This is a genomic window from Aquabacterium sp., assembly GCF_044226965.1.
Lineage (GTDB): Bacteria > Pseudomonadota > Gammaproteobacteria > Burkholderiales > Burkholderiaceae_C > Pseudaquabacterium.
In genome coordinates this window covers 1-15,550 of record NZ_JBGAGA010000107.1, presented here as the reverse complement: position 1 = coordinate 15,550, position 15,550 = coordinate 1, and the positions used below count along the sequence as shown (strand labels likewise).

The window sequence follows — 15,550 nt, the reverse complement described above, 5'->3', positions numbered from 1 at the left end:
CGACACCTACGATTTCGTCGCCGAGCTGAACGCGATCTGAGCCAGCGCGATCCGGCAGGCGGGCTCAACGCACGCCCCGCGCGGCCGGCTGACAGCGGCTGCAGTCTGTTGCCACATTTGCCCGCATTGCGCGGGTAGACGATTGTCTTTACCTGGGCTTGACCTGCGCCGGTGAACGGCGGCTTCGCGGCACCCGTTGTCTGGCCATGGCGCAGCGATACCCGCCGCGCAGATCGCCCAGGAGATGACAGATGAACCGCAAGCAACTCGTGATGGCCGCGCTGACCCTCGCCGGCCTGGCCGCCGCCGGTGCTTCGCAGGCACATGGCGTGCAATGGTCGGTGAGCATCGGCCTGCCGGTGCCGGCCGTGGTGCTGCCGCGCCCCGTGGTGGTGGCCGAGCCGGTCGTCGTGCCGCAGCCGGTGTACGGCGCGCAACCGGTGTATGTGCCGCAGCCGGTGTACGCGCCGTACCACCGCGCGCACTACTACCAGCATCCGACCCGCTGGGACGCCGATGGCGACGGCATTCCGAACCGCTACGACCGTGTCTACAACCCGCGCTGGGACCGTGATGGCGATGGCGTGCCGAACCGCTACGACCACCACTACGGTCGCGGCCGCTGAACTCCGGCGCTAGAAGTCGCAGCGACTTTCCAGCGCCGGTTGCGGCGCCGGCACCGTGTCCAGGTGCGCCGTGCCGGCGCGTCGCCAACGCGCAACCTGAGCGGCCACCTGCGCCGGGCGGAGCCTTGCTTCGCGGGCGTGGAACACCCAGTCCACGTCCTGCTGGTAGACACGCGGCTCGGCGCTCGGCGGCAGCAGCCCACCGGGCGAGAACCACAGGTTGAAGTTGATCGACATCGGCACCACTGGCACGTTGCGCCCGGCGTGGCGCGCCACAGGTTTCCCGTCGACAAACATGCGCACCTGGCCGGGCTCCACCTGCATCAGCAGCACATGCCAGCCGTCGAGCGCGCGGAATTCCTCGTGGGCGCTGTTGTGCGATTCCCAGGGTTCCACCTGCACCGTCTGCCACGAGATGCCGTACAGCCGCGTCTTCTCGCTGCCCCAGCCGCCATTCGGCAGGTATTCCCAGTCGACCTCGCTGAACTGCGGGTCGAAGGCGTGCTGCAGCGGACTCACCGCGTAGAAGGTCTGGATCACCGGATCGCCGTCGAGGCCTTGCACTGGCGCATCGGTGAAGCGCACACGGGCCGCGTAGGTGCCGTACAGGAACTTGCGCTGCTGGCAGATCTGCGCCTGCACGGTGCCGGCCGGCGTGCCGTCGGTGCGGGCCGTCATGCGCAGCAGCTTGTTGCCGGGGCGCTGCGGGTCGTCGTGCAGCGTGAAGGCCTCGGGCCGCCAGGCCCCGCCGGGCACGCCGGGGTGGCCGGCGGCCTCGCGCAGCTGCCAGCCGCTCTGCGCCAGCTGCGGCAGCGTGGCGTAGCTGAAGTCGTCGAAGAAGAACAGCGGCATCAGCGCGGCATCAGGCGGGCTGGTGTTCGGTGGCCGTGGCGGCAGCCGCCGGCGCGGCGCCGGGCATGCGCACGAAGAACTGCAGCAGCAGCGCCGGCACGCCGCAGGCAATCGTCCACAGGAAGAACTTCTCGTAGCCGAGGGCGATCTGGATGTCGCCGCTGATGGTCTTCGCGAGGATGAAGCCCAACTGCATCACGCCCGAGCCCAGCGCGTAGTGCGCGGTCTGGAAGTGGCCGGGCGCCACCGCCTGCATCAGGTACAGGATCATGCCGACGAAGCCGAAGCCATAGCCGAACATCTCGATGCTCACCGCCACGCCGGTGTGCAGCAGGCTGGTGGGCAGCGTGAGGCTCAGGTAGTAGAAGACGATGTTGGGCACCGCCATCGCGACGATCAGGATCGGCATCGCGCGCTTCAGGCCCAGCCAGGCGGTGAAGTAGCCGCCGAGGATGCTGCCGACCAGGAAGGCCGCGGTGCCGGCGGTGCCGTAGATGCCGCCGACCTGCTCGGTGCTCAGGCCCAGGCCGCCCTTGTCGCGCGGCTCGATCAGGAACAGCGGGCCGATGGTCTGCACCTGGCCCTCGGCCAGCCGGAACAGCACGATGAACAGGATGGCCAGCCAGATGCCCGGCTTGCGCAGGAAGTCGGCGATGACCTCGCCCAGCGTGCGCAGCACCGCGGCGGCGTGCAGGTCGTGCGACTGTTCACGCGCGGCACGCGGCAGCGCCCAGGCGTTGTACGCGGCCAGCGCGGCCAGCAGCAGCGCCAGCAGCGCGAAGATCGTGCTCCAGGCGTTGTGCACGCCGAACTGTCTTTCGAGGTGCCCCGCCAGCACCAGCAGGCCGCCGAGCGTGAGGAACTTCGAGGCATTGAAGAACGCGCCCTGCCAGCCGGCATAGGCCGCCTGCAGCTTCGCGCTGAGGCTGGCCATGTACAGCCCGTCGCAGGCGATGTCGTGCGTGGCCGAGGCATAGGCCAGCAGGAACAGCACCGCGATGCAGGCGGCGAAGAACATCGGCAGCTGGATCGCCAGCGCCATCAGCGCCAGCCCGATCGCGCCGGTGAACTGGCACAGCACGACGATGCTCTTCTTGCTCGGCGCCAGTTCGAGGAAGGGGCTCCAGAGCGGCTTGAAGGCCCAGGCCAGGCCGAGCACGCCGGTCCAGCGCGCGATCTGGTCGTTGGGCGTGCCCATGTTCTTGAACATCAGGCCGGCGATGAGCATCACCACGAAGAACTGCAGGCCCTGCACGAAGTACAGGCTGGGCACCCAGCGGATCGGCGAGCGGGCAGGGGCGGGTGCGGTCATCGTCGGTCGTCTTGCGGCGGTGGGGTCAGGCGCTGCGCGGCGCCAGGGGGACCGGCGCCTGTGCGCTGGCCGGCGTGCGACCTTCGAGCCAGGCGCGCAGCGCGGCCAGCGCGCCGTCGGCGTAGCCCCAGGTGAGCAGTGCCGGCGCGGCGATGTCCGCGGCCTGGAACGGGTTCCAGATCACCAGGTGCAGGTCGGGGCGCAGCGCAGCGGCGCTGCCAGGGTAGCGACCCCGGTGGTTGGACAACAGGATATTGATGCGGCCATCGCGCGGCAGCAGGTCCGGCGTGGCCTGGCGCAGGTCTGGCAGCCGCAGCCACTGCACATCGGCGAAGCCGGCGAACAGCGGGGCCAGCTGCTCGGCCGAGGCGCCGGCCTCCGACACGCCGTCGCTCGCCACGCTGGCCTGCGTCAGCACCCGCAGCCGGGCACCGGCCGGCGGCGGCAGGGCCTCGCCCAGCGCGGTGAGGCCGCGTGACCAGGCGGCGGCCATCAGGGCCTCGTCGGCAGCGCGCTGCTCGGCGGCATAGTCGCTCGGCAGGGCGGGAAAGCGCCGGGCCAGCGCCTCGAGCCGCGCCCGCGCGCGCAGCACCTGCGCCGGCAGCAGCTCGCCTTCGCGCAGCGCCTGCTCGATGGCCTGCACCGCCGCCGATTGCTCGGCCTCGCTGCCCTGGGCCAGCGGCAGGTCGGCCCCGGCCTGCAGCGCCAGCACCGCGGCGCGCGCATGGCCATAGCGCTCGTGCACCGCCTTCATGAACAGCGCGTCGGTGATCACGACGCCGTCGTAGCCGATCGCCTCGCGCAGAACGCCGGTGAGGATCGGGCGCGACAGGGTGGCCGGATGGGCCGCGTCGATCTGCGGGTAGACGATGTGCGCGGTCATCATCGCCGGCGCCGCATCGGGCCCGTGGGCCAGCGCGCGGAAGGGCTTCAATTCCAGCGCCTCGAGTTCGGCCAGCGACTTGTCCACGGTCGGCAGCGCGTGGTGCGAGTCGACATGCGTGTCGCCATGGCCTGGGAAGTGCTTGGCGCAGCAGGCCACGCCTTCGCTCAGCGCGCCGCGCAGCCAGGCGCCGGCCAGGCGGGTGACGGTGCCGGCATCGGCGCCGAAGCTGCGCTCGGCGATCACCGGATTGGCCGGGTTGTTGTTGATGTCCAGCACCGGCGCGAAGTTCCAGTTGATGCCCAGCGAGCGCAGCCCGCGCGAGACGGCCGCGCCCACCTGCTCGGCCAGGGCTTCATCGCCGATCGCGCCCAGCGCCATCGCCGCTGGCGCCTGCGGCAGGAAGGTGGCGCGCACCACCGAGCCGCCTTCCTGGTCGATGCCGATCAGCGCGTGCGGGCCCAGCACCTCGCGCAGGTCGGCGACCAGCTGGCGCACCTCCGCCTCGGTGCCGAGGTTCTTGCGGAACAGGCACACCGCGCGGATCTGGTGGCGGCGCAGGAAGTCGGCCGTCTGCGCCGAAAGTGCCTTGCCCGGGATGTCGACCATCACCAGATGGCCGGGATGAAAGTTCGAGGCGCTCATCGCCATCAATGGGTCTTGGTCACCTTGCTCAGGTGCTTCGGGGCGTCGGGATCGAGCCCGCGCGCGTGCGCGAGCGCCTCGACGGCCGGGTAGAAGCTCTGGATCGCGGCGATCGCGTCGAGGTCTTCGCTGCCGGTGGTGGCCAGCGGTAGCTCGGCACCCGGCGTGCCGGCGGGCGCGGCCAGCAGCACGCGGGCGCCGCGATGGCGCATCGCGTCGGCCAGCGCCAGCAGGCCGGCCTGGGCCGGGCCGCGCGGCGCGAACACCAGCAGCGGGAAGCCTTCGTCGATCAGCGCCATCGGGCCGTGCTGGACCTCGGCGCCCGAGAAGGCTTCGGCCTGGATGCCGCAGACTTCCTTGAACTTCAGCGCCGCTTCCATCGCGATGGCCAGGCTCAGGCCGCGGCTGATGACGAACAGCTTGTCGGCCCCGGCCAGCACCTCGGTCATCGGCTGCCAGTCGGTCCAGGCGGCGCGGTCCAGCGCCTCGGGCAGCACCTCGAGCGCGCGGCTCAGCACCGCGTCGCCCTGCCATTGCGCGACGAAGCGGGCGCCAGCCACCAGCTGCGCGATGTAGCTCTTGGTGGCGGCCACGCTGGTCTCGGCGCCGGCATGCAGCGGTAGCAGCCACTGCGCGGCCTCGGCCAGTGGCGACGCGGCATCGTTGACCACCGCCACCGTGCGCGCGCCGCCGGCGCGGAAGAAGCGCTGCGGCGCCACCAGGTCCGGGCTCTGGCCCGACTGCGAGAAGCCCAGCGACAGCAGACCTTCGCACTGCAGCCGCGACGAGTACAGCGTGACCAGCGACATGGGCAGCGAGGTGACCAGCCGGCCCAGTCGCGCCATCACTAGATAAGCCATGAAGTGAGCGGCATGGTCGGAGCTGCCGCGCGCCACCGTCAGCACCGCGTTCGGCGGCTCGGCGCGCAGCGCGGCGCCCAGCGCGGCATAGGTGTCGCGGTCGGCCGCCAGCATCCGGGCCACGGCCGACGGCGCTTCACGCGCCTCAGCCAGCATGCGCGAGCTCAATCTCTTCTCCTTCGACGAATACACGTTGCAGTTGCAGGGCGCTGTCCAGCACCACCAGGTCGGCCCAGGCGCCGCGCTCCAGGCGGCCGCGGTCGTGCAGGCCCAGGAAGTCGGCGGCATGGGTGGCGGTGCGGCGCGAGGCTTCCTCGATCTCGAGGCCCAGGCCGACCAGGTTGCGCAGCGCCTGGTCCATCGTCAGCGTGCTGCCGGCCAGCGTGCCGTCTTCCAGCCGCACGCCGCCCAGGCATTTGGTGACGGTCAGGCTGCCCAGCTTGTACTGGCCGTCTGGCATGCCGGCGGCGGCGGTGGAATCGGTGACGCAGTACAGGCACGGGATCGCGCGCAGTGCGGCGCGGATGGCGCCCGGGTGCACGTGCAGCAGGTCCGGAATGATCTCGGCATAGCGCGCATGCGCCAGCGCCGCGCCCACCAGGCCGGGCGTACGGTGGTGCAGCCCGCTCATCGCGTTGAACAGGTGCGTGAAGCCCGTGGCGCCGCGGTCCAGCGCGGCCACGCCGTCTTCGTAGCTGGCCAGGCTGTGGCCCAGCTGCACGCGGAAGCCGGCGGCGATCAGCGGTTCGATCAGGGCGAGGTTGCCGGGCAGTTCGGGTGCCAGGGTGATCAGGCGGATCGGCGCCAGCGCATGCAGCTGCTGAAGTTCGGCCAGCGAGCCGCTGCGCACGAAGTCGGGCTGCGCGCCGAGCTTGCCGGGGTTGATGTACGGGCCTTCCAGGTGCACGCCCAGCACGCGCGCCGCGCCGCTGCCGCGCTGGCGGCAGACCGCGCCCATCGCCGATATCGCACTCACCAGCTCGGCATGCGGCGCGGTCATCGTCGTCGCCAGCAGCGAGGTGGTGCCGTGCTGCACGTGCAGCTGCGCGATGCGCTCGACCGCGGCACCGCCTTCCATCGTGTCGGCGCCACCGCCGCCGTGCACGTGCAGGTCGATGAAACCGGGCAGCACGATCGGCAGCCCTTCGCTGCGCACCGCGTACTCGGTGCGCGGTTCACCCAGCACGGCCTCGATGCGGCCTTCGCGCACGGCGAGTTCGCCGCGCACGAAGCCGCGGGGCGTGAGGATGTGGCCTTCCAGGCGGGATGTGGGCATCAGCAGGGCATCAGGAATCGGGGCAGGTCGCGGTTGCCGGAAGACGCGCCAGCAGCAGCGCGCCATCGATCGCATCGCCTTGCGGCGCGACGCAGCGCGCCAGCAGTTCGGCCGGCAGCCAGGGCTTCAGGCGCTGCGCGATGCTACCGGCCAAAACGAGCGGCAGCTCGGCTTCCGGGTCGAGCGCGCGGGCCATCTCGACCAGCGCGGCGGCGGCCTCGTTCAGCAGGCGGCGCGCAGCCTGGTCGGCATCGGCGTTGTCGAACACCAGCGGCGCCAGGCGGGCATAGCCGTGCTGGCCGGCCGCGGCGCACCAGTCGATCAGCGCGTCGCGTTGGCCGCCGGCCGTGCGCCATACCGCGCGGGCCAGCGCGCCGGCGGGGATGCGGCCATCGAGTGCCCGGTGGGCCAGGCGCATCGCGGCCTGGCCGAGCCAGGCGCCCGAGCCTTCGTCGCCGATGCCGAAGCCCCAGCCACCGACGGTGATGCGCAGGCCGTTGCGGCGCAGCGCCTCGCCGACGCTGCCGGTGCCTGCGGCCACCACCACGCCAGGCGCGCCGCCATGCGCGCCGCGCAGCGCGGTGCCGCCATCGGTGTCCAGCGCCAGCAGACCGCAGGCCGGGGCCTGGACCCGGAAGGCGTCACGCCGCGCCGGCGAATGGGCGCCGGCCAGGCCCAGGCCGAGCGCGCAATCGGCCAGCGGCGGCTGCGGCACGCCGGCCGTCGCGAAGGCGCGTGCAATGGCCAGCTGCACATGCGCCCAGGCCTGCTCGATGCCCTGGCCCAGCGCCGACGGCCCCGCCTCGCCCGCGCCGATCACCCGCCCGTCCACGTCGACGACACGCGCCCGCGTGCCGCTGCCGCCGCCATCGATGCCGATGAAGAAGCGCCAGGGGGTGGTGGCTGGGGTGGGGTCCGGCATGGCTCAGTCGAATAGTACCAATATAGTACCACATAGAACCGGATCGTCAATCGCCAGGCGGCCGGGCGCGATCCAAGAAAACCCGGGTGCGGTGCCGGTCGAGAGGCCTCCGGAGCCGGCTGGCGCAGTCTCGTCGTGAAACCATCGGTAATACCAGTTTGTGAGGACAGGCGGCGCACAATGCCAGCCCCGGACAGCCACTGGCCATCTTCCCATGCAGATCATCGAGTTCCCGTTGCGCGGCGAGTTCATCACGCTGGACCGCCTGCTCAAGGCCACCGGCGTGGCCGGCAGCGGCGGCCAGGCCAAGACCCTGGTGGCCGAGGGCCGCGTGCAGGTGGACGGTCAGGACGAGCTGCGCAAGACCGCCAAGCTGCGCGCCGGCCAGGTGGTGAGCCTGACTGGCGTGCGCATCAAGCTGCTGCCGCCGCCGCTGGACGCGGTGGCTGAATAAAACATTCCGCGGCATCACGCCGGCAGCGGCTTAAGCTCCCGGGCCGAATGCGACAAGCCCTGCGGACAAGCACACCATGACCCGGCCCACCCTGATCGCGCTGGATGCGGACGACACGCTCTGGCACAACGAGACGCTGTTCCGCATGACGCAGCAGCGCTTCCACACGCTGCTGGCGCCGTATGCAGAGGCCGCGCGCGTCGAGGCGCAGCTGGCCGCGGTGGAGCAGCGCAACCTGAAGGTCTTCGGCTACGGTGCCAAGGGCTTCATGCTGTCGATGCTGGAAACGGCGATCGAACTCAGCGCCGGCAGCGTGCCCGCCACGGTGCTGGCCGAGATCATGGCCGCCGGCCGCGAGCTGATGACCCACCCGATCCAGCCGCTGCCCGGCGTGCGCGACGCGCTGCAGGCGCTGGCGCAGCGCGCGCCGCTGGTGCTGGTGACCAAGGGCGACCTGTTCCACCAGGAATCCAAGCTCGCGGCCTCGGGCCTGGGCGAGCTGTTCTCGGGCGTCGAGATCGTCAGCGAGAAGCATGCGGACACCTACCGCCGCGTTTTCCGCCGTCATAACGCCGATCCGGAGCGGTCGATGATGATCGGCAACTCGGTGCGATCGGACATCCTGCCGGCGCTGGAGGCGGGCAGCCATGCGGTGCTGATCCCGTACCCGCTGGTGTGGGCGCACGAGGCGGCCGAGGCGCCGCGCGCGCATCCGCGCTTCCGTCAGTTCGACGCGCTCGGCGAGGTCGTGCCCTGGCTCGACAACTGGGCGTGATGCACCCCTGCGCTGCGCAGCGGGCGCCAGGGCAGCGGCTCGAGCGTCTCCACCAGCCGCGCGAAGCTGCCGTCCGAGAGCTGGAAGCGCACCCAGCGGAAGCGGCTGGGGATGATGCTGATCTCGCGGAACGCGTTCGGGCCGGTGATGATTTCCAGCGCCGGGGGCGCCGGCTCGTACCAGCCCCAGCCCGCCAGCTGGCCTTCGGCTGCGACGATCTCGGGGCTGGCATAGGGCCACAGCGACTGGCCGACCAGTTCGCTACGCGGCACGCTGCACTGGCGCTCCCGGTCGGGCGACAGCGCCAGCAGCCGGTGCGTCAGGTCGCACACCAGGTGCACAGCGGCGCTGGACTGGTTGACCAGCCGCGCCAGCTCTCGGTCGGCCGCGCTGTCCAGCCGCGCGCCCATCAGCGCCCGCAGGCGCATCTGTTCGTCGGGGTCGGGTGCCAGCCGGCCCTGCTCCCAGCGCGAGATGGTGGCCTGCGACACGCCCAGCAACTCGCCGGCATGCGACTGCTTGACGCGGCGGAGCGCGCGCCAGCGTTGCAGCGATCGGCCGAGCTGGCGGGCGTCGCCGCAGTGGATGCGAACAGCGGTGTCCATCGGTTTGCGCGGGCTGGGGCGGCGCGATGAAGTCCACGCCCTGGCCGGCGATTGTCGGCTACTACCTGATCGGCCTGCTGGCAGCAGCCCAGCTGGGCAAGATGTCGGCGTTGGCGCCGCTGATCGCTGCCGAGCTGCAGCTGCCGCTGACCACCGCGGCGGCAGCGATCTCGCTGCTCGAAGCGGGCGGTGCCACGCTGGGCGTCGTGGCCGGCGTGCTGGCCGCGAAACTGGGGTTGCGCCGCACGCTGCTCGGCGGCGTGTTTTGCCTGGCGGCGGCGGGGCTGGGCATTGGCGCGGCGGGCAGCGCGTTCACGCTGCTGGGCTGGCGGCTGATGGAGGCAGCCGGCTACCTGGCGATCATCGTCACCGCGCCGGTGCTGATCGTGATGCGCGCGACGCCCGGCGGCCACACCAGCCTGGCGCTGGCACTGTGGAGCACCTTCGTGCCGGTGGGGCTGGCGGTCGGCGCCTGGGCCTGGGCCGGCGTGGCGGCACTGTCGAACTGGCGCTGGGCCATGGCCGCCGGCGGCGGGCTGGCGCTGGCCGCGGCACTGGCACTGGGCTGGCAGCTGCGCCGCCCGGGGGCGCTCGCGGCCGGGCCCTCGGGGCCGCCTGCCGGCACGGCCGCCGTGCGCTACGGTGCGGGCCGGGCGGCCTGGTGCCTGGCCGCGTCTTTCGGGTGTTATGCGCTGTTCGAAGTCGGCCTGCTCGGCCTGCTGCCGAGCTTCCTGACATCGCGCGCCGGCATGCCAGTGGCCGATGCCGGCCGCTGGACTGCGCTGGCCTCGATGGCAACCATCTTCGGCAGCCTCGGCGCGGCCTGGTGGCTGCGGCGCGGCGGGCATTTCGCGGTGCCGGCGCTGCTGGCGCTGGCCCTGCCGGCGGCCTTGCTGCCGGCGGTGTTCGTCGAGTCGCCGCGGGCGCTGTGGGTGGCCGGTCTCGCGGTGCTGCTGAACGCGGTGTCGGGCATCTATCCGAGCCTGGCCTTCGCGCTGCTGCCACAGGCCGCCGGCAGCCTGCAGCGCATGGTGCGCGCCAACGGCGTGTTCTCGCAGTTCGGCGCCAGCGGCTCGCTGCTGGGCCCGCCGGTGATGGCCTGGTTCGTCGACCGCTTCGGCTGGCCGGCCGCCGCCTGGTGCGGCGTGGCGGTGTCGGTGCCCAGCGCGTGGCTGTTCGTGCAGGCGCTGCGCCTGACGCAGCGGCAGCAGGGGGCGTCGCGGGCGGCCGAGGCTTAGGCTGCTGCCGGGTTCGCGATGGCCACGGTCTCGCGCCGCAGGCAGGCCACCGCATGGCCGCCCTCGGCCGCCAGCGATTGCAGAGACGGCGCCTCGCTGCGGCAGCGCTCGATGGCTTCCGGGCAGCGGGTGTGGAAGGGGCAGCCGCCGGGTGGGCGGATCGGCGAGGGCAGCTCGCCCTGCAGGATGATGCGCTGGCGGCGCGCCGCGGCATCCACCGTCGGCGTGGCCGACAGCAGCGCCTGGGTGTACGGGTGCTGCGGGTTGTCGAAGATGTGCGCCCGCGGACCTTGTTCGACGATGCGGCCCAGGTACATCACCGCCACCTCGTCGGCCACGTGGCGCACCACGCCGAGGTCGTGCGAGATGAAGACGTAGGCCACCTGCAGCCGCTGCTGCAGCTCGACCAGCAGGTTCAGCACCTGCGCGCGGATCGAGACGTCGAGCGCCGAGACCGGTTCGTCCAGCACCAGCACGCGTGGCTCGAGCATCAGCGCGCGGGCGATCGCGATGCGCTGGCGCTGGCCGCCGGAGAACATGTGGGGATAACGGCCAAAATGCTCGTCACGCAGGCCCACCTCGCGCATCATGCGGCGCGCGGCCTGCTCGCGGTGGGCGGGGTCGGCGTCGCCGTTGACCAGCAGCGGCTCCATCAGCGCGGCGCCCACGGTCTGGCGCGGGTTCAGCGAGCCGTACGGGTTCTGGAACACGATCTGCACCGCGCGGCGCAGGCTGCGGCGCTGCTCGGCGCCGGCATGGGCCACGTCCTGCCCGTCGATCAGCAGCCGGCCGGCGGTCGGCGTCTCGATCATCGTCAGCAGCCGGGCCAGCGTGCTCTTGCCGCAGCCGGATTCGCCGACCACCGCCAGCGTGCGGCCGGCGTGGACGTCGAAGGACACCCCGGCCAGCGCGCGCACCGTGGCCGGCGCGGCGAACAGGCCGCGGCGCACGCTGTAGTGGCGCTGCAGGTCCTGCGCGGTCAGGACGGGCGTGCTCATCTGGCAAGCTCCAAGGCCCGGCCCTGCACCAGCGGCGTGTGGCACAGCGCGCGTCCCAGGCCATCGGCCGCCGGCTTCGGCGCCACCGCGCAGGCCGGCTGCGCGAAGGCGCAGCGCGGCGCGAACAGGCAGCCGGGCGGGCGGTCGAACTGGCCCGGCACCACGCCGGGAATCGCGGCCAGCTTGCGGCCCTGCGCCTTCTCCGGCAGCGCGGCCAGCAGCGCGGCGGTGTAGGGGTGGTGCGGGTCCTCGAACAGCGCGCCCGCGGCCGACGCTTCCACCTGACGGCCGGCGTACTGCACGATCACGCGGTCGGCGGTCTCGGCCACCACGCCGAGGTCGTGCGTGATCAGCACCAGCGCCATGCCGCTGCTCTTCCTCAGGCCCAGCAGCAGGTCGAGGATCTGCGCCTGGATCGTCACGTCCAGCGCGGTGGTGGGCTCGTCGGCGATCAGCAGGCGCGGCTTGCAGGCCAGCGCCATCGCGATCATCACGCGCTGGCACATGCCGCCCGAGAGCTGGTGCGGAAAGGCGCTGACGCGGCGCGGCGCATCGGGGATGCCGACCTGTTCGAGCAGTTCGATCACCCGCGCCTTGCGCGCGGCGCGGTCGAGCTTCAGGTGCGTGGCCAGCGCCTCGCCGATCTGGTAGCCGACGGTGAAGCAGGGATTCAGCGAGGACATCGGCTCCTGGAACACCATCGCGATGTCGCGGCCGATCAGTTGCCGGCGCTGCCTGGGCGTCAGCCCCCGCAGGTCCTGGCCGTCGAAGGCCAGGCGCTCGGCGGTGACGGTGGCGGTCCACGGCAGCAGGCCCATGATCGCCAGCATCGCGACCGACTTGCCCGAGCCGGATTCGCCGACGATGGCCAGCACCTCGTCGCGCTCGACGCGGATGTCGACGCCGTCGACCGCGGTGAACGCGCCGCCGCGGGTGGCGAAGCGCACCGTCAGGCCTTGGATATCGAGCAGCGACGTCATGGGCATTGGCACCGGTGTCGGCCGGCCAAGCGAACGCCGCGGAGCCGGCTTTGCCGGGCCGCTGGCGTTGCCCCCCTGGGGGGGAGGTGCCGCAGGCGCTTCGGGGGGGGGGCTCATGACCTTCTCATCTTGGGGTCGAGCGCGTCGCGCAGGCCGTCGCCGGCCAGGTTGATCGACACCACGGTGACCAGGATCGCCAGGCCGGGCAGCGTCACCAGCCAGGGGTTGGAGCGGATGAATTCGCGCGCATCGGCCAGCATCGTGCCCCACTCGGCAGTGGGCGGCTGCGCGCCCAGGCCCAGGAAGCCGAGCGCGGCGGCCTCGAGGATGGCGTCCGACACGCCCAGCGCGGCCTGCACGATCAGCGGCGACAGGCAGTTGGGCAGCACGGTCATGAACATCAGCCGCCAGGGGCCGACGCCGGCGACGCGCGCGGCGATGACGTAGTCCTTGCCCAGCTCGGTGAGGGCCGAGGCACGCACCAGCCGCACATAGCGCGGCAGGTAGACGATGGTGACCGCGACGATGGTGTTGGTGAGGCTGGGCCCCAGCACCGCGACGACCAGGATCGCCAGCACCAGGCTGGGCACCGCCATGATCAGGTCCATCAGCCGCGTGATGGCCACGTCCACGGTGTTGCCGAGGGACACGCAGGCCAGCCCCATCAGCACGCCGATGATGAACGAGACGCCCATCACCGCCAGGCCGATGAACAGCGAGATGCGCGCGCCGTGGATCAGGCGCGAGAGCATGTCGCGGCCCAGGCTGTCGGTGCCGAGCACGAAGCGCGCGCTGCCGCCTTCGGCCCACATCGGCGCGGCGCGCACGGCGTCGCGGAACTGCTCGGTGGGCGAGTGCGGCGCGATCAGGTCGGCCAGGATCGCGACGGCGACGATGAACAGCACCACGGCCAGGCCGATCACCGCGCCGCGGTTCTCGCGGAAGCTGGCCCAGAACGCGCGCAGCGGGCTCTGGGGCGCGGCGCCGGCGGGGTCGGCGGACGACAGTGGGGAAGCAGTGGCCTCAGCCATGGCGGATGCGCGGGTTGATCAGGCCGTAGGTCAGGTCGACGAGCAGGTTCACGCCGATCACGAGCGACGAGATCAGCATCACGCCGCCCTGCAGCGCCGGGTAGTCGCGGCGCGAGATCGACTCGATCAGCCACTTGCCGACGCCGGGCCACGAGAAGATGGTTTCGGTGAGCACCGCGCCGGCCATCAGCGCGCCCACCTGCAGGCCGATGATGGTGACCACCGGGATCAGCGCATTGCGCAGCGCATGCAGGCCGACCACGCGGCTGGCCGACAGGCCCTTGGCGCGCGCGGTGCGCACGTAGTCCTCGCCCAACACCTCCAGCATCGCCGAGCGCGTCATGCGGGCGATGACGGCCAAAGGGATCGTCCCGAGCACGATGGCCGGCAGCACCAGGTGGTGCAGCGCGTCCTTCACCGCGCCGGCCTGGCCCGAGAGCCAGGCATCGATGACCATGAAGCCGGTGACCGGCTCGAAGTAGAACCTGATCAGGTCGATGCGGCCGGACACCGGCGTCAGGCCCCAGCGCTCGGCCACGAACATGATCAGCAGCAGGCCCCACCAGAAGATCGGCATCGAGTAGCCGGTGACCGACAGGCCCATCAGCGTCTGGTCGAACCAGGTGCCGCGCCGCGCCGCGGCAATGGTGCCGGCCGGGATGCCGAAGACCACCGCGAACAGCATGCCGGCCACCGAGAGCTCGATGGTGGCCGGGAACAGCGCGGCGAACTCGGTCAGCACCTTCTGGTTGGTGGCCAGCGAGGTGCCGAAGTCGCCGTGCAGCAGCTGCCAGGCGTAGTCGAGGAACTGCTTCCACACCGGCTGGTCCAGCCCCAGCTCGTGGCGGAACATCGCCAGCCGCTCGGCCGAGATGCCGCGCTCGCCGACGCGCACCTCCACCGGGTCGCCCGGCACCAGCCGGATCGCCACGAAGGTGACGAACATCAGCGCGATGAAGGTCGGGATGGTCAGCGCCAGCCGGCGCAGCAGGAAGCGAAGCATGGGGCGGCGCTCAGGCGCTGGGCCGCAGCCGGTCGAGCCAGGCGCTCATCGCCGCGTGGAGGGCGGGGAGATCGTCGCGTACCGTGGTGAACACGGTTTCATCGTCGACGGCGTCGTAGCCGTGGATGATCCGGTTGCGAAGTCCTACGGCCAGCCGCGATGGCGGGATCTCGTCGAACAAGGACGCATGCTCCTTGGCCAAGCGGCTGCAGGCTTCGCCCAGGATTTCCAGCTGCCGCTCGACGGCTGACCTCAGCATCAGGTCGGCCTCGTAGTGCGGCAGGTCCTTGCCGGCGACGAAAGACATGGCCGCGTCCATTGCACCGATGGCGTCCACCAGCAGCTTCAGGCGGCGGTCAAGCATAGACCGGGATGCGGGTGCGGGCCACTTCGGCAGCGAAGTACGGGTTGCGGATGTAGCGAGGGTTGACCAGATCGACATGGGCGCCGAGCAAGGCCTCCAGCGCATCGGCCAGGCCGAGCAGGCGCTCGGCTCGTGATCCGGAAGCCGCCGGGTTCAGTTCGACAAGGAAGTCGTAGTCACTTTCTCCCGGCCTGAAATCCCCGCGCGCAGCCGACCCGAACAGCGCCAAGCTGGCAACGCCATAGCGTTGGCACAGCTCGGCAATCTGCGTTCGATACGGTTCGAGGGGGTGACTTGGCACGCCTGAATTATCGGTGGCGCGGTTGCCCGCGGCTCACTTCAACTCCACCCCGTTGAACTGATGCGATCCGAACGGGCTCTGCTTGTAGCCGGTGAGTTCCTTGCGCATCACCTCGTAGACCACCGAGTGGGCGATCTTCATGTCGGGCGCGTCGTCATGCTCGATGACCTGCATCTCCTGGTAGAGCTTGGTGCGCTCCTTCATGTCGGCGATGCTGCGCGCCTTCTCGAGCCGGCTGTCGAATTCCTTGTTGCACCACTTGCTCAGGTTCTGGCCACCGGGCCGGGCGGCCTCGCAGCCGCGCAGGAAGAAGAAGTTGTCGGGGTCGCCGTTGTCGCCGGTCCAGCCCAGCATGCCGGTGATGTGCTCGCCCTGCTGCATGCGCTTGCGGTACTCGCCCCATTCATAGGTGACGAGCTTGGCAT

Annotated in this window: 16 protein-coding genes and 2 pseudogenes; 4 read left to right on the top strand and 14 right to left on the bottom strand. The window is 71.4% G+C overall.

Annotation, left to right across the window (positions count from 1 at the left end):
* Positions 1 to 251 precede the first annotated feature (251 nt).
* Positions 252 to 626: a hypothetical protein gene (locus ACILR4_RS27870; protein WP_395704156.1), complete on the top strand. Its 375-nt coding sequence runs from the start codon at positions 252 to 254 to the stop codon at positions 624 to 626.
* Positions 627 to 635: 9 nt separating this feature from the next.
* On the opposite strand, the gene ACILR4_RS27865 is transcribed toward ACILR4_RS27870, so the two are convergent.
* From ACILR4_RS27865 to ACILR4_RS27840, 6 genes are read right to left on the bottom strand one after another with little or no spacing between them, the layout of a single operon-like run.
* Positions 636 to 1,478, bottom strand: a complete 843-nt coding sequence (locus ACILR4_RS27865; RefSeq protein WP_395704155.1) for a glycoside hydrolase family 16 protein — start codon at positions 1,476 to 1,478, stop codon at positions 636 to 638.
* 10 nt (positions 1,479 to 1,488) lie between these two features.
* Positions 1,489 to 2,790 (bottom strand): MFS transporter, encoded by a 1,302-nt coding sequence (locus ACILR4_RS27860; RefSeq protein WP_395704154.1) that lies wholly within the window; start codon positions 2,788 to 2,790, stop codon positions 1,489 to 1,491.
* Between the two features lie 25 nt (positions 2,791 to 2,815).
* Positions 2,816 to 4,324 (bottom strand): beta-N-acetylhexosaminidase, encoded by a 1,509-nt coding sequence (gene nagZ / locus ACILR4_RS27855; RefSeq protein WP_395704153.1) that lies wholly within the window; start codon positions 4,322 to 4,324, stop codon positions 2,816 to 2,818.
* Complete coding sequence (locus ACILR4_RS27850) at positions 4,324 to 5,334, bottom strand: SIS domain-containing protein (protein ID WP_395704157.1); 1,011 nt, start codon at positions 5,332 to 5,334, stop codon at positions 4,324 to 4,326. Before ACILR4_RS27850 ends, nagZ begins: the two co-directional genes overlap by 1 nt.
* Positions 5,324 to 6,454, bottom strand: a complete 1,131-nt coding sequence (gene nagA, locus ACILR4_RS27845; protein ID WP_395704152.1) for an N-acetylglucosamine-6-phosphate deacetylase — start codon at positions 6,452 to 6,454, stop codon at positions 5,324 to 5,326. The genes ACILR4_RS27850 and nagA overlap by 11 nt, the downstream gene beginning before the upstream one ends.
* 10 nt (positions 6,455 to 6,464) lie before the next feature.
* Positions 6,465 to 7,376, bottom strand: coding sequence for a BadF/BadG/BcrA/BcrD ATPase family protein (locus ACILR4_RS27840; protein ID WP_395704151.1), 912 nt, complete (start codon positions 7,374 to 7,376; stop codon positions 6,465 to 6,467).
* A 214-nt stretch (positions 7,377 to 7,590) separates the two neighbouring features.
* Between ACILR4_RS27840 and ACILR4_RS27835 the strand changes: the two genes are divergently transcribed.
* Both ACILR4_RS27835 and ACILR4_RS27830 read left to right on the top strand, forming a co-directional pair.
* On the top strand, positions 7,591 to 7,830 hold the full coding sequence (locus tag ACILR4_RS27835; RefSeq protein ID WP_395704150.1) for an RNA-binding S4 domain-containing protein: 240 nt from the start codon (positions 7,591 to 7,593) through the stop codon (positions 7,828 to 7,830).
* 76 nt (positions 7,831 to 7,906) lie between these two features.
* Entirely contained in the window at positions 7,907 to 8,605 is a 699-nt protein-coding gene (locus ACILR4_RS27830) for an HAD family hydrolase (protein WP_395704149.1), read from the top strand.
* A gap of 41 nt (positions 8,606 to 8,646) precedes the next feature.
* Here the strand turns inward: ACILR4_RS27830 and ACILR4_RS27825 are convergent.
* Positions 8,647 to 9,210: pseudogene (locus ACILR4_RS27825) on the bottom strand (helix-turn-helix transcriptional regulator); the annotation flags it as partial.
* 26 nt (positions 9,211 to 9,236) lie between these two features.
* On the opposite strand from ACILR4_RS27825, the gene ACILR4_RS27820 reads away from it, so the two are divergent.
* Positions 9,237 to 10,448, top strand: a complete 1,212-nt coding sequence (locus tag ACILR4_RS27820; RefSeq protein ID WP_395704148.1) for a CynX/NimT family MFS transporter — start codon at positions 9,237 to 9,239, stop codon at positions 10,446 to 10,448.
* Here ACILR4_RS27820 and ACILR4_RS27815 read toward each other — a convergent pair.
* The 7 genes and pseudogenes from ACILR4_RS27815 to ACILR4_RS27785 form a co-directional block, all read right to left on the bottom strand.
* Positions 10,445 to 11,446: an ABC transporter ATP-binding protein gene (locus ACILR4_RS27815; protein ID WP_395704147.1), complete on the bottom strand. Its 1,002-nt coding sequence runs from the start codon at positions 11,444 to 11,446 to the stop codon at positions 10,445 to 10,447. The genes ACILR4_RS27820 and ACILR4_RS27815 overlap by 4 nt on opposite strands.
* A complete protein-coding gene (locus ACILR4_RS27810; RefSeq protein WP_395704146.1) occupies positions 11,443 to 12,426 on the bottom strand; it encodes an ABC transporter ATP-binding protein in 984 nt (327 codons plus the stop codon). Before ACILR4_RS27810 ends, ACILR4_RS27815 begins: the two co-directional genes overlap by 4 nt.
* A gap of 113 nt (positions 12,427 to 12,539) precedes the next feature.
* On the bottom strand, positions 12,540 to 13,457 hold the full coding sequence (locus tag ACILR4_RS27805; RefSeq protein ID WP_395704145.1) for an ABC transporter permease subunit: 918 nt from the start codon (positions 13,455 to 13,457) through the stop codon (positions 12,540 to 12,542).
* Positions 13,450 to 14,460, bottom strand: coding sequence for an ABC transporter permease subunit (locus tag ACILR4_RS27800; RefSeq protein WP_395704144.1), 1,011 nt, complete (start codon positions 14,458 to 14,460; stop codon positions 13,450 to 13,452). The genes ACILR4_RS27805 and ACILR4_RS27800 overlap by 8 nt, the downstream gene beginning before the upstream one ends.
* 10 nt (positions 14,461 to 14,470) lie before the next feature.
* Positions 14,471 to 14,824, bottom strand: a complete 354-nt coding sequence (locus ACILR4_RS27795) for a DUF86 domain-containing protein (RefSeq protein WP_395704143.1) — start codon at positions 14,822 to 14,824, stop codon at positions 14,471 to 14,473.
* Positions 14,817 to 15,125 (bottom strand): nucleotidyltransferase family protein, encoded by a 309-nt coding sequence (locus tag ACILR4_RS27790; RefSeq protein ID WP_395704142.1) that lies wholly within the window; start codon positions 15,123 to 15,125, stop codon positions 14,817 to 14,819. The genes ACILR4_RS27795 and ACILR4_RS27790 overlap by 8 nt, the downstream gene beginning before the upstream one ends.
* 33 nt (positions 15,126 to 15,158) lie before the next feature.
* Positions 15,159 to 15,550, bottom strand: a pseudogene (locus ACILR4_RS27785) (ABC transporter substrate-binding protein); the annotation flags it as partial.